The organism is Arthrobacter sp. AL12 (genome assembly GCF_029960645.1).
In the GTDB taxonomy this organism is placed as follows: Bacteria; Actinomycetota; Actinomycetes; order Actinomycetales; family Micrococcaceae; genus Arthrobacter.
Map to the genome: position 1 here is coordinate 1 of NZ_JASBQY010000026.1, position 19,833 is coordinate 19,833.

General features: G+C 69.0%; 20 protein-coding genes and 1 pseudogene. 10 read left to right on the plus strand and 11 right to left on the minus strand.

The genetic code is table 11. The features are described 5' to 3' along the window. Positions 1-43 precede the first annotated feature (43 nt). Both QK291_RS18265 and QK291_RS18270 read left to right on the plus strand, forming a co-directional pair. Complete coding sequence (locus tag QK291_RS18265; RefSeq protein WP_282384226.1) at positions 44-655, plus strand: hypothetical protein; 612 nt, start codon at positions 44-46, stop codon at positions 653-655. A 98-nt stretch (positions 656-753) separates the two neighbouring features. Then, positions 754-1,197, plus strand: a complete 444-nt coding sequence (locus QK291_RS18270; protein ID WP_282384227.1) for a hypothetical protein — start codon at positions 754-756, stop codon at positions 1,195-1,197. On the opposite strand, the gene QK291_RS18275 is transcribed toward QK291_RS18270, so the two are convergent. The 6 genes from QK291_RS18275 to QK291_RS18300 form a co-directional block, all read right to left on the minus strand. Beyond that, positions 1,194-1,709, minus strand: coding sequence for a DinB family protein (locus tag QK291_RS18275; protein ID WP_282384229.1), 516 nt, complete (start codon positions 1,707-1,709; stop codon positions 1,194-1,196). The two genes, QK291_RS18270 and QK291_RS18275, sit on opposite strands and share 4 nt — an antisense overlap. Positions 1,710-1,854: 145 nt before the next feature. Continuing rightward, positions 1,855-2,895 carry a phosphotransferase gene (locus QK291_RS18280; protein WP_282384230.1) on the minus strand — a complete coding sequence of 347 codons (1,041 nt, stop codon included), beginning with the start codon at positions 2,893-2,895 and terminating at the stop codon, positions 1,855-1,857. After that, positions 2,892-3,917, minus strand: a complete 1,026-nt coding sequence (locus tag QK291_RS18285) for a phosphotransferase (RefSeq protein WP_282384231.1) — start codon at positions 3,915-3,917, stop codon at positions 2,892-2,894. Before QK291_RS18285 ends, QK291_RS18280 begins: the two co-directional genes overlap by 4 nt. A gap of 10 nt (positions 3,918-3,927) precedes the next feature. Then, positions 3,928-5,760 (minus strand): ABC transporter ATP-binding protein, encoded by a 1,833-nt coding sequence (locus QK291_RS18290; RefSeq protein ID WP_282384232.1) that lies wholly within the window; start codon positions 5,758-5,760, stop codon positions 3,928-3,930. A 77-nt stretch (positions 5,761-5,837) separates the two neighbouring features. Further along, on the minus strand, positions 5,838-6,875 hold the full coding sequence (locus tag QK291_RS18295) for a phosphotransferase (RefSeq protein ID WP_282384233.1): 1,038 nt from the start codon (positions 6,873-6,875) through the stop codon (positions 5,838-5,840). After that, on the minus strand, positions 6,872-10,576 hold the full coding sequence (locus QK291_RS18300) for a glycogen/starch synthase (protein ID WP_282384234.1): 3,705 nt from the start codon (positions 10,574-10,576) through the stop codon (positions 6,872-6,874). Before QK291_RS18300 ends, QK291_RS18295 begins: the two co-directional genes overlap by 4 nt. A gap of 404 nt (positions 10,577-10,980) precedes the next feature. Here QK291_RS18300 and QK291_RS18305 point away from each other — a divergent pair. The 3 genes and pseudogenes from QK291_RS18305 to QK291_RS18315 form a co-directional block, all read left to right on the plus strand. Beyond that, positions 10,981-11,675, plus strand: a pseudogene (locus tag QK291_RS18305) (penicillin-binding transpeptidase domain-containing protein); the annotation flags it as partial. Positions 11,676-11,875: 200 nt separating this feature from the next. Further along, positions 11,876-12,025, plus strand: coding sequence for a hypothetical protein (locus QK291_RS18310; RefSeq protein ID WP_282384235.1), 150 nt, complete (start codon positions 11,876-11,878; stop codon positions 12,023-12,025). Between the two features lie 35 nt (positions 12,026-12,060). Beyond that, complete coding sequence (locus QK291_RS18315; RefSeq protein WP_282384236.1) at positions 12,061-12,291, plus strand: hypothetical protein; 231 nt, start codon at positions 12,061-12,063, stop codon at positions 12,289-12,291. Between the two features lie 466 nt (positions 12,292-12,757). Here QK291_RS18315 and QK291_RS18320 read toward each other — a convergent pair whose 3' ends face one another. The 4 genes from QK291_RS18320 to QK291_RS18335 all read right to left on the minus strand — a co-directional run bounded on the left by QK291_RS18320 (position 12,758) and on the right by QK291_RS18335 (position 16,452). Beyond that, on the minus strand, positions 12,758-14,716 hold the full coding sequence (locus tag QK291_RS18320) for a plasmid pRiA4b ORF-3 family protein (RefSeq protein ID WP_282384237.1): 1,959 nt from the start codon (positions 14,714-14,716) through the stop codon (positions 12,758-12,760). A gap of 146 nt (positions 14,717-14,862) precedes the next feature. Further along, positions 14,863-15,258 carry a hypothetical protein gene (locus QK291_RS18325; RefSeq protein WP_282384238.1) on the minus strand — a complete coding sequence of 132 codons (396 nt, stop codon included), beginning with the start codon at positions 15,256-15,258 and terminating at the stop codon, positions 14,863-14,865. Beyond that, positions 15,251-15,646 (minus strand): Asp23/Gls24 family envelope stress response protein, encoded by a 396-nt coding sequence (locus tag QK291_RS18330; RefSeq protein ID WP_282384239.1) that lies wholly within the window; start codon positions 15,644-15,646, stop codon positions 15,251-15,253. Before QK291_RS18330 ends, QK291_RS18325 begins: the two co-directional genes overlap by 8 nt. A 209-nt stretch (positions 15,647-15,855) precedes the next feature. Beyond that, positions 15,856-16,452 (minus strand): RNA polymerase sigma factor, encoded by a 597-nt coding sequence (locus QK291_RS18335; protein WP_282384241.1) that lies wholly within the window; start codon positions 16,450-16,452, stop codon positions 15,856-15,858. 194 nt (positions 16,453-16,646) lie between these two features. Between QK291_RS18335 and QK291_RS18340 the strand changes: the two genes are divergently transcribed. The 5 genes from QK291_RS18340 to QK291_RS18360 are packed head-to-tail and all read left to right on the plus strand — an operon-like array spanning position 16,647 to position 19,056. Beyond that, complete coding sequence (locus QK291_RS18340; RefSeq protein ID WP_282384242.1) at positions 16,647-17,150, plus strand: Asp23/Gls24 family envelope stress response protein; 504 nt, start codon at positions 16,647-16,649, stop codon at positions 17,148-17,150. Between the two features lie 57 nt (positions 17,151-17,207). Next, the gene (locus QK291_RS18345; RefSeq protein ID WP_282384243.1) at positions 17,208-17,387 is read left to right on the plus strand and encodes a hypothetical protein; all 180 of its coding nucleotides are present in this window, start codon (positions 17,208-17,210) and stop codon (positions 17,385-17,387) included. Then, a complete protein-coding gene (locus QK291_RS18350; RefSeq protein WP_282384244.1) occupies positions 17,384-17,806 on the plus strand; it encodes an Asp23/Gls24 family envelope stress response protein in 423 nt (140 codons plus the stop codon). The genes QK291_RS18345 and QK291_RS18350 overlap by 4 nt, the downstream gene beginning before the upstream one ends. After that, positions 17,803-18,390 (plus strand): DUF6286 domain-containing protein, encoded by a 588-nt coding sequence (locus QK291_RS18355; RefSeq protein ID WP_282384245.1) that lies wholly within the window; start codon positions 17,803-17,805, stop codon positions 18,388-18,390. The genes QK291_RS18350 and QK291_RS18355 overlap by 4 nt, the downstream gene beginning before the upstream one ends. 48 nt (positions 18,391-18,438) lie before the next feature. Next, positions 18,439-19,056, plus strand: a complete 618-nt coding sequence (locus tag QK291_RS18360) for a hypothetical protein (RefSeq protein WP_282384246.1) — start codon at positions 18,439-18,441, stop codon at positions 19,054-19,056. 36 nt (positions 19,057-19,092) lie between these two features. Here QK291_RS18360 and QK291_RS18365 read toward each other — a convergent pair whose 3' ends face one another. Next, positions 19,093-19,776: a hypothetical protein gene (locus QK291_RS18365; protein ID WP_282384247.1), complete on the minus strand. Its 684-nt coding sequence runs from the start codon at positions 19,774-19,776 to the stop codon at positions 19,093-19,095. Positions 19,777-19,833 lie beyond the last annotated feature (57 nt).

The following is a 19,833-nucleotide window of genomic DNA, read 5'->3' on the forward strand; positions in this document are numbered from 1 at the left end:
ACCAAAATCAAGAATCACGCGGCAACCGCGTTACACCACGCAAATGGACTTGACCGGATGGGCTGGACGGCGCGGCCCCGCGGCGTGCGAGCGGCTCATGAAGACTGACACTCCCCCGGGCCAAGGCAACTACGACGCCTTTCTGGCGAGACTGGACGCTGCGACATCAAGTCTGAGCACGCGGGCGGCGTCGTTGGAGAGGGCGCTGGCGGCCGTCTCGTTGCTCCTGGGACCTTACGAATCGGCCGTCAGGAACTGGGAACGACGGCGCCTCCACGTCAGCGGCCACCTCACCCGGCACACCGGGTCGCCGCAGTCCTACACCGCGCTCGCCGAACTCCACGACGTGGCGGTCAACATGGAAGAGATGTTCCGGGACCGTGCCCAGCGCATCAGGGACACGGTATCGCTCATGCAGGGGCGTCGCGAGGCAATCGACAAGTCGCTGCTGGAACTGGAAGTGAGCCGGGTCAAACTGACGTCGTCCCGGCTGCTTTCAGAGGACCGCGAAATACTCAGCGCGGTCTTTTCCGCCCTCGCCGGTCCAGCCGTGGCCACCTCGGCCCTACCCGACCGGGGTCTGCTGAGCGATCTCAGGGAAGCACGCCAGGCGGTCATTTTGGCGGAAGCGCTGATGGAAGTGAAGGGGTACTGAACATGGACAATGCACGGCACGAACGATCCCGTCCGAGAAGTGTCGCCCTCGTCCGGTGGTCCCACAAACCCGGTGAGAATCCGCTGGTCCGGTTCGTTATGTTCAGCGTCTTCGCTTTGATCCTTTGCCTCATCCTGATGATTTTCATCCCCGGACTGAGGAACTTCGGGGCCGTTGTGTTGTTCACGGTCATTGTCGCGGCGGTCCTGACGAGTCCTTCGGTTTCGCGTCGAAGGGCCTTCATGACAGGGCTGACCAAGAGGGTAAACGACACGATCGCCGAGGTGACAGGCACCTGTGGTGACCAGCTGTCGGCACGGGAATTCCGGCGCATGATCAGGGGCGGCGAGCCCTTGTCGCTCCCTGTTGGCGGGGTGCCCGGGCTAAACCTGCATGTGGAACGGGTTGCATCGGCGGAAGCGGAAGCGCCGGAGAAATGGTGCGCAGTGTTCACCGTGGTCCCTCCAGAAACCGGGACCGACAGTTTCGATCGGCTGGTTGCCGCCGCGAATGACGCCGGCCCCGGCACCAACGGCGCCTAGGCCGCTGGCGTGGCGTTCAGGCCGCCCTTGGCGTATGCGGCCTGCCCGGCGTGCTGGAGGCAGTCGGCAATCGTGCTGACCAGCCGCACACCAAGGGTGACGGGCGGATCCCAGCGGGTATCGACGATGCGGTCGAAGTCAGCATCACCGAGGCCGGCCAGGAACGCCACGGTCTGGCGGTGCACGGCGTCGTAGTAGTCGAGCAGGAGCTCCGGCGGCGCCTTCACGGCGTCGACCTGGCTGCTCGAATGGCCGTACCCGGTGTCGCGCTCGGACAGCGGCAGCTCGAACCGGCCGGCGAACCCCTGCGAGGTCCAGACCTGTTCCAGGCCGGCGGCGGAGGCCAGTTGTGCGTCCTCGACCCGGCTGAGGTGCCAGATCAGCCACGCAATCGGGTTGCCGTTCCCCGACGGCCGACGGAGCAGAACGTCGTCGCTGGCCCCGTCGAGGGTGGCCGCCACGGTCTCGCGGATCCGGGCGAAGGCATCGAGCAGCAGTTCGTTGGATTTCATCGAGCTCCTTTTCTGCGCATTTTCGGTGAGCCCCCATGCTTGCATGGATGCAGCACCATGAGATAGGGCGCTTCCCGGGGTTTCGTGGATCCGGCATCTGACCCCTCCCCGCCTCGTTCGCGGCGTCGACGACGGCAGGCCAGGTTTAAGGGCCTGGTGATCCCGGGGAGCTGACCGGAAGCCCGCGGGCGGTTTGGCGGAGCACCCCACCGCAAATGCCCGCCAGGGCCTCCCGGTGCCCGTCCAGCCATGCCAGCCGCTGATCCTCGATGCGGATCTTTTCATAGTCGTTGCCGGAGAGGAGTTCCCCGTCCAGGGCACGGCTGCGCCGCCCGAGGCCCCGCTTCAGCCGCTTGGCCTCCAGCAGCAGCGGCAGTGCCTCCATCTCCGCCGCCGTGGGTCGCGTCTCCTGGCTGTAGGCCGCGAGCAGTTCAGCGACCCGACCGAGATCAAGCGCCACCTTGTTGTCGGCGTCCCCGGAACCGGTGTAGACCTTGCCTACATCGTGCACGGCGACGGCGAGGTCCAGCACCCGCACGTCCGGGTGGGCGCTGTCGAAGTCCAGGACCCCCGCCACCTGCCCGCCGTCGAAAACAAGGCTGCCGCGCCGGGCGCCGCCGTGGACCACCGTCCGGGGCAGCTCCGGCAACAAACCGGCCAACCGCGCCGCAACGTCCGCGGCCCGGGTCCGCAGGGCCGGATCAACGCCCGGCTCCGAGGCCCGGCCGATTAGCTCCCGTTGCAGCGCCGGCTCGGCCACCGGTACGGGCTGGTCGGCGACGACCCGGTGGTAGCGGCCGAGTGTGGCCCCCAGCGCCCGCACGTGTGCAAGCGAGCCGTCGAACGGCTGCCCCTCGACGCCGCGGGTGGCGATCCACCACCGGCCAAAGAGCTCGACATGATCGGCGCCGGTGCGGGCCGGGACCACCTCCGGCGCCGGGAACCCCCGCTTCCGGAGCAGCCGCATCAGGGCCAGCTGGCCTTCGAGTTCGTCGAGCGGCTTGGACCGGTAGGAGCGGCGCAGGTAATGGATGCCGTCCGCGGACGCCACCCGAAAGTGTTCGTTCTTTCCCCCCGGCACCAGGCTGATCGAGCCCCAGCCGCCCAGCGGCCACAGGGCGGCGAGCTCGGCCAGCGGGACTTGCCCTCCGGCACGGTCCAACAGCATGCCCGCCGCGCTGGTCATGCCCCGGCCCGCCCCTCGACCACCCGGTCGAACTCGTCCCGGTACAGCCTGAACTCGGTATCTCCGCCGTCCCGCCAGTCGGCCTCCCCGGATTTGATACTGCGGTTGACACTGTGGAGGATGTAGCGCGCCCAGTGGAAGCGCAGGTTCCGCAACAGGTCTCCGCGCGTCGCCTCGCGGTAGGTGTCGAGGAACGCAGCGCTCGCCTCGTCGGCCCGCCTGATGTCGCCGGTGGCGTCATGCACGCCCACCCGCATGCGGTGCAGGAACTCGGCGACATCGCGGGCCGGGTCAGCGGGAGCGCTGCGGTCCAGGTCAATGACGGTCACGGTATCCTCGGTCAGGAAGACATGGATCGGCCGGTACTGCCCGTGGCTCTGGACCAGGACGCCGTCCACGGTGTCATATGTGAGGCCGTCCAGCCGTTCGAGCATGCCCAGGGCCGTGTCGACGTAGCCGGGGTGGACGGCCGCCACTTTGGCCAGGCGCTTGGCCAGGCTGGTCAGCTCGCCGGTCACGAGGAGGGACTGCGGCGCCCCGACCCTCAGGTCCAGGCCGTGCAGGTGGGCCAGCCACGACCCTGCCCGGGCGGCGGCCCGGGTGAGGTCGGCGCCGTTCCCGCCGAGCAGCCCGGACAACGGCCGGCCCGGCGCGCCCCGGCACAGCAGGACCTTCTCCTCCCCGCACCAGGCCAGCGGCTCGACCGCCTGGTACGCGGAGCCGGTCCCCAGCCCGGCGCCGCGCAGTGCATGCAGCTTCGCGTGGACCGAGGGACCATCCGCGTAGGGAAAAAGCTTGGCGAACACCGGGGGCCCGCCGTCGAGTTCGACCTGCACGGTGGCGGCCCCGGAGCCGTCCAGTTGGATCACCTGTGTGGTCCACGTGCCGCCGCCTGCGGCATCCGCGCCCAGATGGGGGCGGACGTAGCGGTCGAGGAATTCCGGGCTGCGCACACGTTCGGCACGATCGACCAACTGCTCCTTCACTTGGCGGAACTGGCTGCGGATCTGGGTGCGGTTCATGCGTCCTCCTTCAGGGGTCGGTTCCGACGTCGAAAGGTCTCGCGGCGTGCCGCCCGTAGCCGGCGGCGCCGCCGTTGAGCAAGGTCCGGGGACCCGTGATCCCCTGGAGCAGGCACATCTCGGCGTAGAGACCGCCCGCCGCGATGAGGCGGCGGTGGGTGCCGCGTTCCACCACGCGTCCCGCCTCGAGGACGACGATCTGGTCCGCGGCCATCGCGGCGGCCATCCGGTGGGTGATGATCACGGAGGTCCGTCCGGAGCTGACCTGCCGGAGGGCGCGCAGCACGGCGTCTTCGGACCGGGCATCCAGGCCCGTCGTCGGCTCATCGAGCACCAGGACCGGGCAGCCCTGCAGGACCGCGCGCGCCAGTGCCAGGCGCTGCCTTTGCCCGCCGGACAGGGTGGCCCCGCGCTCGGCGAGGACCGTCTCGTAGCCGTCCGGCAGCGCCTGCACGAAGTCATGGGCTTGGGCCACGCGGGCGGCATGCACAACCTCGTCCATGGAGGCATCGGGCCGCGCGTACGCGATGTTTTCCCGAACGGACGCCCGGAACAGCAGGGCATCCTGCGTGACGAGCCCGACCTGCGTGTGCAGGCTCGCGCCCGTCAGGTCGCGCAGGTCCGCATCGTCCAGGAGGACCCGGCCGCTCGTGGGGTCCTGCAGCCGGCACAGCAGCGCTGCGAGAGTCGACTTCCCCGCGCCGGTGGGCCCCACGACCGCGAGGGTGGTGCCCACCGGCACGGTCAGGTCGATGTCCCGCAGGACGGGGCGGTCTTCGGTGTAGGCGAACCCGACCCCGTCGAGGCTCAGCTCCTTCCGCGGTGGGCCGGCCGTGCGGGCACCGGGCTTGTCCTGCAGTGCCGGGCGCCGGTGGAGCGTGTCGGCGATGCGGGCGGCGCGGACGCCGGCGCGGGTCAGCTGGGCGGGCAGTTTGGACAACGACCGCGTGGGTCCGAAGAAGTCACGCAGGTACGACGTGAAGATCACCAGGTCGCCCGGGGTGAGGGCGCCCGCCAGCACCCGCTGCGCGCCGAGCCAGACGAGGCCGGCGATGGCCACGGCCACCACCGAGTCCACCGCGGCACTGAAGGCGACGCTGGTACGGGCGGAGCGCAGCACAGCCGCAACAGAGGCGTCGGAACGTTCCCGGAAGCGCCGGGACTCGTGTTCCTCCCGTCCGGTGGCCTTGATCAGCTTGACCGCCACCAGCGATTCCTGCGCCAGCGACGCCAGATCGCCCTCGATCGCGCGGGAGTCCTCCTCCACCGCGCGGATGCGGGCGCGGAAGCTCGCGACCGTCAGCAGGAGCAGGGGCAGCACCAGCAGCAGCGCAACGCTGAGCTGCCAGTCCAGGACCAGCAGCACCCCCGCCATGCCGGCCAGCGTGAGGACGTTCGTCGCGGCGTCGACGAGCGTCACGGTGAGCAGCGCGCGCACCTTGTCGACGTCCCCGGTGAGGCGGGTCGTCAGTTCACCGGTCGGTGTCCGCTCGTGGTAGCCGAGCGGCAGCCGCTGCAGATGGTCATACAGCTTGGTGCGGATGGCTGCCGCCACCCGCTCGCCGACGGCTGCCTGGACGTAGCTTCGCGCGGCCCCGACCAGGGAGTCCAGGATGGCGATGCCGGCCAGGGCCACGACGACGAGGGCGAGGATGCGCTGCACGTCCTGGCCGCCCGGATCGCCGCTGGGCAGCAGCACTGCGTCGAAGAGATACTTCAGCGGCCACGGTTTGAGCAGCGCGACCCCCGTGCCGGCGACGGCCAGCAGCCCGGCCAGCACGCAGCCTGGCCACTGCGGCCGCAGGAACGGTCCGAAGGTCCGCAGGATCACACGTGCGCTCATCACCGGCACCGAGGAGGCGCCGGCCGGTCGCGCGGCTGCCGCGGGGCCGGGACGCGTGCCCCGGGTGACCTGTCCGCTCACCGGAATCCGCCCCCTGCCGCGGCCTCAGCGGCCGTTTCCCAGGCGTCGAGCCAGTCCGGCACGAACGAGGAGTCGCTGACGGGGCGGACCACGAGGCGGTAGAAGAGGACCTCGGCGAAGGTGCGGGCCACGTACGCCGGGGCGGTCCGGACGGCTGCGGCGCCGCCGCCGCCGGCGTCCGCGTAACCTTCCAGGAACGCATCCACCCACGGCACGGCCGCGGCCAGGTCCCCGTGCCGCGAGGCGCCCATGGTCAGGGTCTGCCCGATGAAGTGGCCGAGGTCCCGCGCGGCGGGGGCCCTGGCGGCCCGGTCGAAGTCGATGACCACGACCCGGTGCTGGTCCAGATGGATGTTCTTGGGCTGGAAGTCCCCGTGGGTCACCACCGGCGGGCCGCCGGCGCTGTTGTGGGCGGCCAGGGCCAGCGCCGCCAGGGTCGCGTCCCTGAGCCCGCCCAGGCGGGCTGCGGCATGCGGCAGCAGCCCGGCCAGCGCCGTGGTGTACTCGGTGAGCTTGAGCTCTTCGAAATCCGCGGCCAGGTCCGGCACCTGGACGCCCCGGACACTGTGCAGCCGCGCCAGCCAGCGTCCGGCCCGCCCGGCCTCGGGTGCGGCCGCTCCCGGGTCCCCGTCCAGGAGCGAGTGCAGGGTAGTGGCCGGCGCCTCCTCCTGCGCGAGGAGCTGACGGGCCGGGTCGAAGCCGTACGGGGTGGGGACCTGCAGTTCGGGGCCGTCGAAGCCGGCCTGGCGCAGGCTGTGGAGCAGCCGCGATGCCTGCTCGCCGCCTCCGGCCCGGTAACCCTTGCCGATCACTGCCAGCGGGGCCGAGGGGCCCTGGCCGGCGTCGAGCGTGACAGTCCACCGGACCACCGGCCGGCTGCGGGAGGCATGCACCACCGAGCGGGTGAGCACCTGCGCCCGGCCCGGCGGCAGGGCATCGAGCGGGGGCGGCGCGACGAGCAGTGCCTCGGCGATCGCAAGCCGCTCAGCCCGAGGAGTGCCGGCGGAGGTGGCCGCGACTGCCCCGGCGCTCACCGCCGGACTCCCACCGGGTCGCGGCTGCTCGGTTCTCCGGGCTGGCCGGCCAGCCGATCGAGCCCCGTCCGCATGGCCCGCGCGGCCACGTCGTCGTCGACGTCCCCGACGCCGATGAGCAGGTGAAAGGACCGCGCCCCGGCGTGCACGCGCACGAGGACCCCATGTCCGGGTTCGGGTCCTGCGGGGTCGCACCAGGTGGTGTCCTCGTCGTCGGCCAGTGCCAGCCACACCCCGGCCCCGCGGTTGCTGGCGCCCTGCCAGTTCCTTCCCCGGCCGCGCCGCAGCTCTGCCGAGCCGTGGCGGAGCAGCCGGTAGTAGTCCGGGGACAGGCACGTCTCGACCGTGATTCCGGGTGCCGCCGGCGGCAGCTCGTAGGCGACCAGCAGCGCGGTGCTGGTGTGGTCCAGGACGATCTGTTTGCGGAGCCTGTGCAGGGCACTGTCCGCCTGGACATTCACCAGCTCCACCCGAATCACCCCGTCACCGGTGTGGATTCTCGCCTCGTGGCGGTCATGGACTCCCCCGACGTCGGCGAGCCCGCCGGGGTGGTTGCCCGGGACATCCATGTAGCTGTTCAGGTCCTCCTGGCGGTTCCAGTCGTCGGTGGGGTTCCCGATCACCAGCACGCCGCCGTCCGGGCCTCGGCAGGCCAGGTAGACCAGGCGTCCGCCGCACGCCGGGGCCAGTACGGCAAAGAGGTGCTCGTTCCGCAGGACCAGCTCCTGGGTGCCGTCGTCATCAAGGTCGACCAGTTCGGCCCCGAGCGGGCGGGCGGGGCTGCCGAACCACCGGGCAGCGGCGGCCAGCACACCGGTGGCCCGCGCGTGGCTGGCCACCGCCTTGGCCCAGGCGGCCGGCGGGCGGCCCGGCTGCTCCGTGTCGTGCCACGCCGTCTCGTACCCGGATGCCAGCAGGTGTTTCCAGGCCAGCGCCGTGAGGCGCGGGTCGGCGCCGGCCCGTTCCGCGCCGGCGACCGCGCGGCGGGCCCGGGCGAGGTGCTCCTGGTACGGGCGCCAGGCCAGGTCCTGGTCCCAGCCCCGGTAGTCCTCCCCCGCGTGCCAGTCCTGGGCCAGTTCCACGAAGGTGCCGCGCTCGAGGACGCGGACGCCGGGGACCCGCCGGCGCTGGCGGAGCCACGAGGGCAGATCCACCGGCAGCAGGTGCGGCTGGGTGGCCAGCCAGCGCAGGAACTCCTCGTACCGTCCGAGGGCACTGGGGTGCCACGGGCCCACCCCGGCGCTTTTCTCCATGTCGTCGGCGTACACCAGGATGGTGTCATCGCCGGGGGCGGTCGGGAGTTCGGCGGCGCGGGACAGGCTGCGCCAGTGCCTCCGGTCGTCCGGAGGAATCCAGTACCGCAGCCGGGTCGACATCGGCACCACCTGCATGCCGTTGCCGCCCTCGATGAAGTACGGGCGCAGGGCGTCGGCTGGTGGCGGACTGGCCGGATCGGCGCCGTCGAAGTCCGCCCTGTCGCTGCCCCCGTGGGCGCCGCCGGTGGGATAGAGCAGCCGGTCATCGAGCAGGACGTACCGGTAGCCGCCGTTGGGCAGCTTCGGGTCGGTCAGGATCCCGGCCAGGCGCTCGGTGTCCCACACCCGTTCGGGGATCCAGCAGATCTCCAGGTCCTCCGGCGCGCAGCCCAGGTGACGGCGGTAGAGCCAGAACAGCTCGTGCAGCTGCCGCCGGTTGAACTCCGGGTCGAAGGCGGTGAGGACGTTCTCGGAGTACGTTCCGCCGATGAGCGAGAGCAGGCCAACCCCGCGCAGCCGGCGGACCTCGGCGAGGAACCAGGGGTGATGCCAGGCAACTGCTTCGACCATGGTCCCGGACAGGTGGAGGGCCACCGGCGTGCGGTACTTCTCGTGCAGCTTCAGCAGCGCCGCGTAGCCGGTCACGATCGAGGTGAGGCCTTCCCGGTCCTGATAGCCGTCGGTGACCAGGTACTGGTTGGCGTGGTGGACGAGCGCCAGCGGGAGCAGGGCCGGGCGGGGCCTCGACCTTGACGTCGGGGCCCCGGCCTGAGAGGCGCCTGGCGGCCTCGGAGCCCGTTCGACGTCGGCGCCCCGGGCACCGTACGGACCCCGGACGACGTGGGCGCCCCGGGCACCGTCCGGACCCCGGACGACGTCGGCCTCGCACCGCGAGCGCACTGCTTCGTCGTACAGCGCGATGTATTCCCGGGCGGGCGCCCGCCAGGAGAAGTCCGCCTCCATCGCCCGCTGCTGTAGCCGGTGCCATTCGGGCACGCGGCGGTAGATGGCGAGGGCGCTGTCCACCGCCGAGAGCATCGAGGCGACGCGCCGCTGGACGAAGACGAACCCCAGTCCCGCCGCCGGGTCCTCGGTGTAGTCCTTCACCGTGTCCGCGAGGCCACCGGTGCGGCGCACGACGGGGATCGTGCCGTATCGCAGAGCGATCAGCGGTGTCAGCCCGCAGGGCTCGAAGACGGAGGGCGCCAGAAAAAGGTCCGCCCCGGCATAAATCTGCCGAGCCAGCGGTTCCTGCGTGGTGGGGTGGTACGCCACGTTGCCGGCGAGACGCCGGACCGCGGCCTGCAGCTCACGTCGGTACCGGGGTGCCCCCTCGCCCATCACCACCACTTGGGCTCCGCGGGCCACGATCTGGTCCAGCGCCGAGGACAGCAGTCCGACCCCCTTCTGCGACACCAGGCGGGCAACCATGCCGAAGAGCGGACGGTTCGGGGCACGCTGCAGGTTGCTGACCCGCTGCAGGACTTCCTTGTTCGCGGCCTTTCCGGCCACGAACGAGCCGTCATAGCGGGTGTGAATCCACGGGTCCCGCCAGGGGTCGAACTCCTCGTAGTCAATGCCGTTGAGTATGCCGCGGGCGGTGTCCCCACGGGCGCGCAGCAGCCCGTCCATCCCTGCTCCCTGCGCCGGAGTAAGGATCTCCTGCATGTACCGGGGGCTGACGGTGTTGACCCGGTCCGCGAAGGTAATCCCCCGCTCCAGCAGGGTCCCGGCCGGGGGCAGCCCGATCAACTGCTCGGTGGCGGCCCCGACCCGCCCCTGATAGGCGATGTTGTGGATCGTGAAGACGATCCCGGTGCGCGCGAGTGCACGCCGGTACGGTCCCTGCCGGGCTTCCTGGGCCACGAGGCCGCAGTGCCAGTCGTTGCCGTGGATGACGTGGGGGCGCCATGGATCCAGAGCCGCCAGCGTCGTGACAGCCTTGGAGAACAGCACGAACGGCATCACGTCATCGTCCTGGTAGCTGTACGGGACCTCCCGGTCGAACCACCCTGGGAGGCCGAGTGTGAACACTTCCACTCCCCCCAGCGACGTCAGTCGCCGGACCACAACCCGCTCGGCGACGGGGCCCAACGGCACATCGAAGGTCAGCACCGGGCTCCCGCCGAGCCCCCGGTACCCCGGGATCACGAGGCGGACGTCGAAACCCAGCTGGGCCAGCCTCTTCGGCAGCGCGCTGCTGACGTCGGCGAGCCCGCCCACCTTGACGTAAGGATAGGCCTCCGCGCTGGCGAAGAGCACCCGGTGCGTCCGTGGCCACAGGGGCCCGGGGCGGAGGCCGAGTTCGTCGGGCTCGTCGGCGCCGGTCATCACACCGTGCCGGGGCGGCCGGGGCTTCGTCGGTGGCAGCGGGCTGTGGCCGCCGGCGAGCGCAGTGTCCATCACGGGGGTCCGCAAGTATTCGAATGGAGCCGGAATCTGCATTTGTCGCACCTCACTCAAAGGCGCTGAAAAGGACCTTCAGCGTTTGTGTGTGGAGTAAGTCTTGCCACGTCCGAAGAGGGGTGTCAACATCCCAGCGAAATGACGGCCAGACCATCCGGTTCGGGTGAGGTGCCGTCCGGCGACGCGCCTCTACAGTCAGGAGACGGGCGCCGGAAGGGTTCGATGGTGGCGAGGCCGCCCCGGCGGTCTGACAAGCCGGGGACCTGCCGCAGTGTGATCTTCAGCGCGTGGCATACGGGGGAAATATGGCGCCGGCGAATCGTGCAGGATCAAAGTCAGCTGCCGGCCTGCGGATGGTCCTCGGCTACTTCACGGTGAGCGTGATCTGCGGCATTCGTGCCGCCAGCCTCGTGGTCCCCGCCGTCGCCGGGGTCGGCGTCGAGGCCGCCAAACTGGATTTCTGCGGAATCCAGAAGATGGTCGATGCCGCAGGAATCCACAGCGGGCTGGATAACGCACAGGTCAACATGCATCAGCTGGGCACCCTGCTGGGCGCGATTGGGGTGGCGCCGCTCGTGCTGGCCAACGCGTTTGCCACGTTCGCCAATGATGGCAGGTACTGCGAGCCCGTCGCCATTCTCAGGTGACGGACGCGGCGGGCCAGCAGCTCCCGGCCCAGACGCCATCCTGCCGTGACGCCATCAAGCCCGACGTTGCCCGGGGCGTGAATTCAGCGCTGCAGGACGTGCTGAAAAAGGGGTCCGGCGTGTACATCAAGCCCAAGGTCCACACCAGTCTTCCGGTCGCGGCCAAGACCGGCACATCCAACACCAACGGCGCCACGTGGGTGGTCGGCTACACCACCGGCCTGGCCACCGCGTCCTTCTTCGGAGACGCTGTGGAAGGTCAAAAGCGGCCCGGACAGAACATCACCGTCAACGGCAAGTTCTACCAGAGCATTGACGGCTACATGCTCGCCGGCCCGCAGTGGGCGAACTACATGCTCGGAGTCGCCGGTCTCTATCCCGCCGAGGCCTTTCCGGCGCCACCCGAGTCGATGGTCAAGAAGTCCGATCCAAGGATAAGGATCGACGGGCGTCTCGCCGCCGCGACTCTGAGCCGGACCGGGCGGCACTGAGCGAGGCCGGGAAGGACTGGGCGGCACTGAGCGAGGCCGGGAAGGACTGGGCGGCTGGTTCCCCCGGCGGATCTTCAGACCACGCCGGGAAAGGAGCAAAGGGCCAGCTATTATGGAAATGTGACGCCGCCCGTTCTGGAGTCGGTATTCTGGAAGTGGTCAGGCAGCGGCCACACATGATTCGTAGAGAGATAGTGTCTATGACGAGCCACCTGGACGGCACCGCCGCTGTGAACATGGATTCCGGCACCACCGACGTCTCCCCCTCCGCAAAACCCATCCGAGACCGCGTCCAGGCATGTACCGCCGTGGCCCGCCGGACCGCTCCCCTCCGGGAGATGGCGGCTTGACGATAAACCGACAGGTTCCACAGGAGGTCCCGCCCTTGCAGATCTTCGGCAGTTTCCGTCGCTGGCCGCTGGTACCGTCGGACGAGCTGTACCGGCTCGAGGCCGCGCTGACGCAGTGCATGGAGCTCGCCGGGTCCGATGCGGCCCACGAACTTCTCACGCTTGTTTCGGAGGAACTCCGGCAGCGGGGAGCGGATGAGCATTCGGAAACCCGCCGCCTTAACGGGCAGGCCCCGGCGCCGCGGAACCCGGCAAGCGATAACTGACGCACCATCGCCCGCGCGGGCCTGGTCGCAAGACATCAGCTGCGCGGGCGTGGCCCGCCCCCAAAATAATGCGGGCCACACCCGTGCTGGCTGGATCCCTGACCCCGATCAGGATGCTTGACGTGGCAACAACCTTCTGGGACACGATGGGGCAGATTACGGAACATTGCATTGCCGCCGGCTACACAACTGCTCACGGGGCTCGGGGCGCGGCAGCAAGGCCGTAGGTCCTGCGCGACAGGGCGGTCGGTGCGACGCATTCCACCGGCCCGTGCCTGCTCAGGGGGTTGGGGCGGGGTGCTCGGCCCGAAGCTGGCGTCACCTGGGGTCTGGCTGTCATAAGGAGCTCTCCACGAAGCTGAGAGGCCGACTGCCTGACCGCCATCAGGATAACAAAAGGCCCCGCCGGGAAACACGGCACCCACTCACCGCCGGCGGATGTCCAGGGTGCAACCGCCGGCAGTAGTCAGAAAGTGAAGCCAGCGAGATCCTGGTTGGCCTCGTCCAGGTCGAAGGCCTTCGGGTCGAGGGTGTCGCCCGGGAGCATTCCCAGCCACTCCCGGTACTCCTGGTGGCCTTCGTGGTGCGGATCGTTGACCGCCTGCACAATGTTCGCCCACCCCCAGGTGCCGCCGCTGTCCTCCGCCGGCGCCATGCCACGTCCGGCGGTGCACCGCGGGAGCTGGCCGGCGTCCGCCGCCAGAATTTTCTCCGCCTTGACGGCGAGCACCCAATTGTCGCCGAAATCGTAGGTGTAGCCCATGCTGCTGCCCGCCGCCGGCAACAGTTCACCGACCCTCGCCGTCGATTCGTCGCGGGACGCCTCGCCGTAAAAATCGTTGTCACCGTCCGGATTCACCGGCGCATAGGCGGTGCCGCGGACTCCGCCGACCCGGAACTCGTGCAGGTGATAGTCCTGCCAGCCGAACACTGCCTGGATCACCTGGTGGAGCTGAGGGAGCGGCATGCCGGCCGGGACCAGGACGCGGCGCCAGATGGCCGGCTGCGAATCGTTGAGCGTGATCTTCAGCTGCAGAATCGGGGTCTCGGCCGTCCGCGGCGCATCGCGGACCGCGGCCAGTGCCGGGGCCGGAAATGTCGTTTCCGGATCTGCCGGGTTGTGCTCGGTCGGCCCGACGCCGCCCGGCTCGAACTCGGTCAAATCGACGTCGGCATCGTCCGGAACCTGTCCGATCCCCAGGTCGGCCAGCACCCAGTCGTCGTCGAAGACATTCGCGATGCAGCGGATGAGGGGCGGCGGCACACGGAAATGGGTGTCGATGGTCAGCAGCCCCAGCTCGGCGAGTTCTTCGAGGCGGCCCATGGCCACGCCGGTCAGCAGCCCGGCCATGGCCCGTTCCGCGGGCGGCGCGTTATCCGGGGCCGCAAGGACGCGCGCTTTCTCCGGCGGATCCGAAGTTGCCGCCGCGAGCAGGAGCGATGCCTGCAGTCCCGAGACCGTCCCTTCCCATGGCTGCGCCGGATCCCATCCGAGCACCGCCGTGTTCAGGAATTCGTCAACGAAGAACACCAGCTCCTGCAGCCGCTCCGAAGGCCCCCCCGCCAGGAACACCCCGGAATCCGCAGAGGGAACGACCTTCGTCGACGTGATCTTAATCTGCTCGGCCGCCTCCAGCGCGTTCCAGAGCTTGGCCAGCAGCGGCACCTCGTACATGCTCCGGACCGTGGGCACGGGGCCCGCCGAACCGGCGGTGCCCGGCAGCGGGGAACCGGACCGTTTGGTGCCACCCTTGACGGCGACGCCGACGCAGGCAGCGGCGGCTTCAATGTCCCGCAGGCGAAGCGCACCGGTTGCAGTGACGGGCTTCCCCTCGCCGATCCATTCGAGCAACGCCGTCGCCCGCCGGATGAGCGGCAGCCCGGAGAAGGCCGCCAGGGCAGCGTCATCGGGGATCTCCGGCACGTCGATGAGGCCCCCGCCGCCGTCGGCCTCCGCCGTCGTGTCGAGGAAGTCCATGACGGCCGCCAGCTGATCTGCCGAGCCGCTCCACCGGCCGGTCTCGACGAGGAATTCGACGAAGGCGCCAACGGAGTGGACGACGAAGTGCGTGCTCCCACCGATTTCGGCGGCCGCGGCGCCGGCAAGGTCATCGGCGGCGTCCAGCGCGGCCAGGATCTCGTCCGAGACGGCGACTGACAATCCAAAAGGTTCAAGGCTCGTCACGTCGGCCGCGGCGGTGGTGTCCATGTAGCGGCCCAGGACGGCCTTGATCGGCTCCAGGCATTCCAGGGCTGCAACCGCCGAGCCGGGTGAGACCTCCTCGAACCACCGGACAAATGCCGGCGTGAGCGCGTCCACGGCACGGTCGGCGCGGACAGCGCTCAGCGACCGGGGTGCGGAGGCGTGAGTGCCGGGACCGCCCGCGCCCCTGGTCTTGTGCCGGTTCCTGCCGTTCTTGCTCATGGTTTCCCCGTGTCTGTTTGCGAAATTGGTATTACGACGACGGTACTAACCCTGCGCGCGGCGTGCCAGTGCTTTGCGGGCTGAGGCGCCGCAATGTTGCAGCCGGCGCCTGCGGTAGTGGTGGGCAGCCGTCGATGGCCCCCGGGTTACGTGATCGTGGTGCCGCGGCGGTGTTCTATGGCGAGGATGGTGATGTCGACGGCGCCTGGGGCGAGGCCCGTGTGGCTGATGCTTTCGCGCACGCGTTGTTGCACTGCTTCGGCGACGTCGAGGGCGGTGTACATGATGTCGGTGGCGATATCGAGGTGGACGCGTGCGGTGCCGTCGCTGATTGTTGCGGTGACGCCGTCGTGCCGGTAGGTGCCGTCTTGACTGCCGGAAGTGCGGACGTGTCGCAGGGCGGCGGGCCCTAGCCGGGCCAGGAAGCCTTGGACGCTGGGTTCGATTCGGAGGACTCCGGGTGTTTCCAGTGTGGTGCGGGTGGCGAGGGAAGCGATCAGCTGGCTGGTGATGATGGCGCCTTGGAGCGGTGGGTCAGACATCGTACAGGTCCTCCACGGTGATGTTGACGGTCCCGGCCGCAATACCGACGCCGGCCGGGATTGCGTTGCTGATCTCCTGTCGCAGCGCCTCCGCCATGACGGGGATGTCGATGCCCGGGGCGGCGGCAACCCGAAGATTGACGATGAGGCGAGGACCGGCCGGGGTTGCCGTACCGGTGGTTCCGGACTGGTGGTCCTCACTGGCGAGGCCGGCTGAGGCTGGGCGTATTTCGATGCGGCAGCGTCGCGAGTGGACGCCGGGGATCGCTGCCGCCGCGAACCGGACGAGTGAGCTCAGGGCCTGTTCGCTGATCTCCGTGGCGCCGTTGTCTGCGGCGCGCAGGAGGATTCTGCTGCCGCGCCGGACTTCCGCGCGGGCTACGTCCATGATGGCGTTTTTTATCCCGGGGCGGGGTCTCAGCGCGGGATCGTGAAGATCGCTTTCGCGCAGGGCACGGGTCGCTGCACTGAGTCTTTCCAGCTGGATTCTGGCCGTTTGGCATTGTTTGCACTGTTCCTCGTGTGCGGTGGGAGACCGGTCGATGCTGGCCCAGATGCTGTCGATGCTGCGGCCGCAGCCGAGCCTGGGGATGTTGTCTAACGCCATTGGCTCATCCCTTCTGCTATCTGGTGCCGCGCCCGGGCGAGAGTGCCGCGCACTGCTGCCGGGCTGATCTTCAGTGTGACACCAATCTCGGCGTAACTGCGTCCGTGCATTTCCCGCAGGAGCCAGCAGGCCCGTTGTGCCGGCGGGAGCGTGTTCAGGAGGGCGGTCAGGCCGTCCTGTTCGGCGGACCATTCGGCCGCGTGGGCCGGATCCCACCCGGCCCAGACCGGGCTGGCACGGGCCCCTGGAATGGCGTCCATGTCATCCGAGCCGAGGATGCTCTCGGCACGGGCGGCCCGCTTGCGCAGCACGTCCAGGCACTTGTTGGTCGCCAGCCGAAAGATCCAACCACCGAAAGCATCGACATCAGCCAGCATGGGAAGACCACACCAGCTCGTCGTCAACGTCTCCTGCACGATGTCTTCGGCGTCGCCGCGGTCGTTGAGCATCCGATACGCCAGCCGAAAGAGCCTGAACTGATACGCGAGGACCAGGTGTTCGAATGCTGCCAAGTCGCCGTCCTGGGCACGGGCGACGATACTCCCCTCGTCCAGGTCCGGTTCGAAGCCGGGGCCATGATCATCCATGCATCGTCCATCCCGTCCTGAAACGCACCGGACCCTGTCGCCCCAATATGCCACAGCCGGGCGACACCGGGAACCGAACCGCGGCGCTGTGGCCCAGTGCGAAAAATAGTCTGAGCCAACACGTGACGATTCCGGCCGGGCTTCGTCTATATCGGTGTAAGCATGATCACCAGTCCGACGAGGAGTTGTTTTCCATGACCGAGACACCCAGAACCCCCGGAGCTTCCAGCGGCGTCATGGCCACACCCGAGGAGCAGAAGCGCGGCAGCGAACTGGCACCAGCGCAGGCAAGGGATGCACTGCATACTGATCGCGGTGCCACGACAATCGAGGAGACCGTGGTGCAGAAACTGGCCGGCATCGCCACCCGCGAGGTTCCCGGCGTGTACGCCATGGGCAGTGCCGGCCGGCGCGCGTTCAGCGCCCTGACCGAACGCATTCCCGGTTCCCAGACCAACGTCAGCGGCGGCGTCAGCGTGGAAAAGGGTGAACGTCAGACAGCCATCGATGTCTCCATCGTCATCGACTACGGGTTCTCCGTGGTGGAAGTCAGCCAGGGGATCCGGCGCAACATCATCCAGTCCGTTGAACGCGCCACCGGACTGGAAGTGCTGGAAGTGAACATCAACGTCACCGATGTCCACCTGCCCGACGAAGAGCAGGAAGTCCATCAGGTCCAGAAGACCGAACTCCAGTAACCGCCTGACACCGTGTCCCCCGCCAGGGGGAACGGGACGATGAGGAAAAGGATTGCTATGTCTACTACACGTTGGTGCGTGACGATAGGTCTGGTACTGGGCATCGTCCTGGGCTTCGGCGGCTGGCTTGCGCTGCTGGCCGCGGTGATCCTCGGATTCATCGGCCTGCTGGTCGGTCGGGTCGCGGAAGGAAAACTCGATGTGCAGGCCCTGTTCGGTCGAGCATCGAGCCGATGAACCCGCCAGGAGCACACGCGACGCCGTTGCCCCGGACCGGGGACGCCGCCGAGGATTACGGTGAGGCGGGCACCCGGGGGCAGACCGTCCTGGCTGCCAGGGTAATCGAGAAAATAGCAGGCCAGGTCGCCAGCGACGAATCCTCCGCCGGCGGTTCCTCGGGCGGGTTTCTGGGCATCGGAACCCGGGCTGATCTCTCCGCCCGGCCCAAGGCGTCCGTAGAACTCGCCGGGAACATCGCGACCCTAAGAGTCGAGGTCGGGATGCTGTATCCGGTGCCCTTACGCCAGGCCACCGAGGAACTGCGCCGCCGGATCGCGACCAGGGTTACCGAGTTGACCGGAGTCGACGTCCGACAGGTCGACATCAGGATCTCGTGGCTGACCACCGGCACCAACGGACGAAGGAGGCTGCTATGAGCCGGCACGACCAACGGTCCACGCCCCTGCGGCACCGGCCCAGCCGCGCGGTCCCGGCACTCATCGCCGGAACATTGCTCCTGGCCGCCGGCGCCGCGCTGGTCTGGCTGAGCGTCACCCGACTGGTCAGCGGCTCGTGGCCGACCGTGCTGCAGGGACCAAGCGACTGGCTCGCCGGGCTGGCCTGGAACGACCCCGCCGTACGGCAGATCGGGATAGCCGCCGTCGTCGCAGGGGTCATCCTGTTAATGTGTGCCGTGATCCCCGGACCGTACAGTGCCCTCACGATCGGTGATTCCGGCACGGGCGCCGGAGAATGGGCGCAAACGGTGCAGGAACAGGAGACAGTGATGACCCGCCGTGCCGTCGCCCACCTGGCCAAAGCCCGGTGCGTGCAGATCGACGGCGTCGGCTCGGCCTCAGCAACAGCCACCACCCGGCGCGTTCACCTGAACGTGACGACTTTCCTGCACGAGCCAGGGGACCTGCGCCAGCGAATCACCGACGCCGTGCGGGCCCGCCTGGAGGAAACCGGGCTCTCGCCGGTGCCTCAGGTTACCGCCACGGTCCGGTCCAGAGACTAAGACCATTCGCGCACCCGCCCGCCGCGACTACTTGAAGGATGGCTTTCGATGAGGCAGACCGCAGGAACCCTGAACCGGACTTGGCTGACAATTCTCGGCATCCTCTGCCTGGCGGCCGGCACCGCACTGATCCTGCAGGCCAGCGGGACACTGCCTACCCTCCTGAACACCGCCCCCGCATGGCAGTCCGTCGTCACCGGTGATCTGCACGCATTCCTCGCGCCGCAGGGGGTGGCGGCCGTCATACTGATCATCGGAGTCATCATCGGGGTACTGGGGCTGCTGTGGATCATCGCCCAGGTCCCGAGGAGAAACCCGGCGGGCGCCTACCGCCTCCATGGCGACGGCAGCCGGGGATTCACCCTCTGCGACCCGTCGGTCCTCGCCGCCGCCGTCGAAAAGCAGATCAACACCCTGCCCGGTGTCGTCACCTCCGCGGCGCTGCTGCGAGGAACCGCCTATGCCCCCGACCTGACCCTGAAGGTAACGGTCAATGACAGGGCCGACGTCCAGGATGTCATCCACCGCATCCAAACAACCACCCTGCCGGAGCTCTCAAGCGCCCTGGAGGCGCCCCTGCAGAGCAGCCGGCTGCAGATCGACATCAGCGGACGAACCCAAAGCACCGGAACCGTGGTGCACTCCACCGGCACTGTCGTCTACTAGCAACGTCGTCTACTTGCAACCGATCCCTTCAGCCGCTCAGGTGCCCTCTGGCTCTGTCCGGCGTTTGAGGTTCGTGAACTGGCGGGTCTGCATGACCCAGTGGGAGGGCTCCAGCAACAAAACACTCAGAATGGGCTGCAGCCATTTCGGCCGGAACGACCAGTACCCGCTGACAACGAGCCGGGCGCGCCCGCCTGCCGCGTCCTTCAGCTCGAACCCCCACAGCGAGTCCGTGAAGTACCGGGGCCGCTGTCCCGCAGGATCGAACGGGCGGCCCCGCAGATCAAGCGACATGCGCAGACCAAGGAACCGCTCCGGCTCCAGCGCCGCGACCTCCCACCACTGGCTGCCGTCCGGCGTGCCCGCCAGATGGTCGCCAACAGCAATGTCCAGCCACTCGGGGTGAATCGTCCGGGCGCTGGCGCGCCCGAAGTTGTCCAGCCGGTCCCAGCTGTACCAACCGGCCCGGTCGGTCCCCATCTGCGCCAGCCAGGCCCACACACGCGAGCGGGGCGCGTCAATGGTCACGGCCATGGTCCCGCTGCGGGTCCCGTCCGGGATGAGCCCGGCACCCGGATAGGGCCCGTTGGCTTCCGCTGCGGTGGCGCCGGCGCGCAGCAGGCGCGGCCGGACCACTGCCAGGTAGGCGGTCGCAACAGCGGCAGCAGCGGCAACAGCTCCGCGGGCCTGAGACGCCCGCTTTATAGCGCGGTGTGTCATCGTGTCTCCCCTCAGGGCTAAGGTGTTGCCGAAAGAATGCGAGGACGCGCCGGGACG

Coding starts and splice junctions, on each gene's coding strand:
- QK291_RS18275 (WP_282384229.1), bottom strand. CDS start 1,709: ATGAAATCCAACGAACTGCTGCTCGATGCCTTCGCCCGGATCCGCGAG.
- QK291_RS18270 (WP_282384227.1), top strand. CDS start 754: ATGTTCAGCGTCTTCGCTTTGATCCTTTGCCTCATCCTGATGATTTTC.
- QK291_RS18320 (WP_282384237.1), bottom strand. CDS start 14,716: ATGAGCAAGAACGGCAGGAACCGGCACAAGACCAGGGGCGCGGGCGGT.
- QK291_RS18280 (WP_282384230.1), bottom strand. CDS start 2,895: ATGACCAGCGCGGCGGGCATGCTGTTGGACCGTGCCGGAGGGCAAGTC.
- QK291_RS18325 (WP_282384238.1), bottom strand. CDS start 15,258: ATGTCTGACCCACCGCTCCAAGGCGCCATCATCACCAGCCAGCTGATC.
- QK291_RS18290 (WP_282384232.1), bottom strand. CDS start 5,760: ATGAGCGCACGTGTGATCCTGCGGACCTTCGGACCGTTCCTGCGGCCG.
- QK291_RS18355 (WP_282384245.1), top strand. CDS start 17,803: ATGAGCCGGCACGACCAACGGTCCACGCCCCTGCGGCACCGGCCCAGC.
- QK291_RS18335 (WP_282384241.1), bottom strand. CDS start 16,452: ATGGATGATCATGGCCCCGGCTTCGAACCGGACCTGGACGAGGGGAGT.
- QK291_RS18265 (WP_282384226.1), top strand. CDS start 44: ATGGACTTGACCGGATGGGCTGGACGGCGCGGCCCCGCGGCGTGCGAG.
- QK291_RS18285 (WP_282384231.1), bottom strand. CDS start 3,917: ATGAACCGCACCCAGATCCGCAGCCAGTTCCGCCAAGTGAAGGAGCAG.
- QK291_RS18340 (WP_282384242.1), top strand. CDS start 16,647: ATGACCGAGACACCCAGAACCCCCGGAGCTTCCAGCGGCGTCATGGCC.
- QK291_RS18310 (WP_282384235.1), top strand. CDS start 11,876: ATGACGAGCCACCTGGACGGCACCGCCGCTGTGAACATGGATTCCGGC.
- QK291_RS18300 (WP_282384234.1), bottom strand. CDS start 10,576: ATGCAGATTCCGGCTCCATTCGAATACTTGCGGACCCCCGTGATGGAC.
- QK291_RS18350 (WP_282384244.1), top strand. CDS start 17,384: ATGAACCCGCCAGGAGCACACGCGACGCCGTTGCCCCGGACCGGGGAC.
- QK291_RS18345 (WP_282384243.1), top strand. CDS start 17,208: ATGTCTACTACACGTTGGTGCGTGACGATAGGTCTGGTACTGGGCATC.
- QK291_RS18330 (WP_282384239.1), bottom strand. CDS start 15,646: ATGGACGTAGCCCGCGCGGAAGTCCGGCGCGGCAGCAGAATCCTCCTG.
- QK291_RS18360 (WP_282384246.1), top strand. CDS start 18,439: ATGAGGCAGACCGCAGGAACCCTGAACCGGACTTGGCTGACAATTCTC.
- QK291_RS18365 (WP_282384247.1), bottom strand. CDS start 19,776: ATGACACACCGCGCTATAAAGCGGGCGTCTCAGGCCCGCGGAGCTGTT.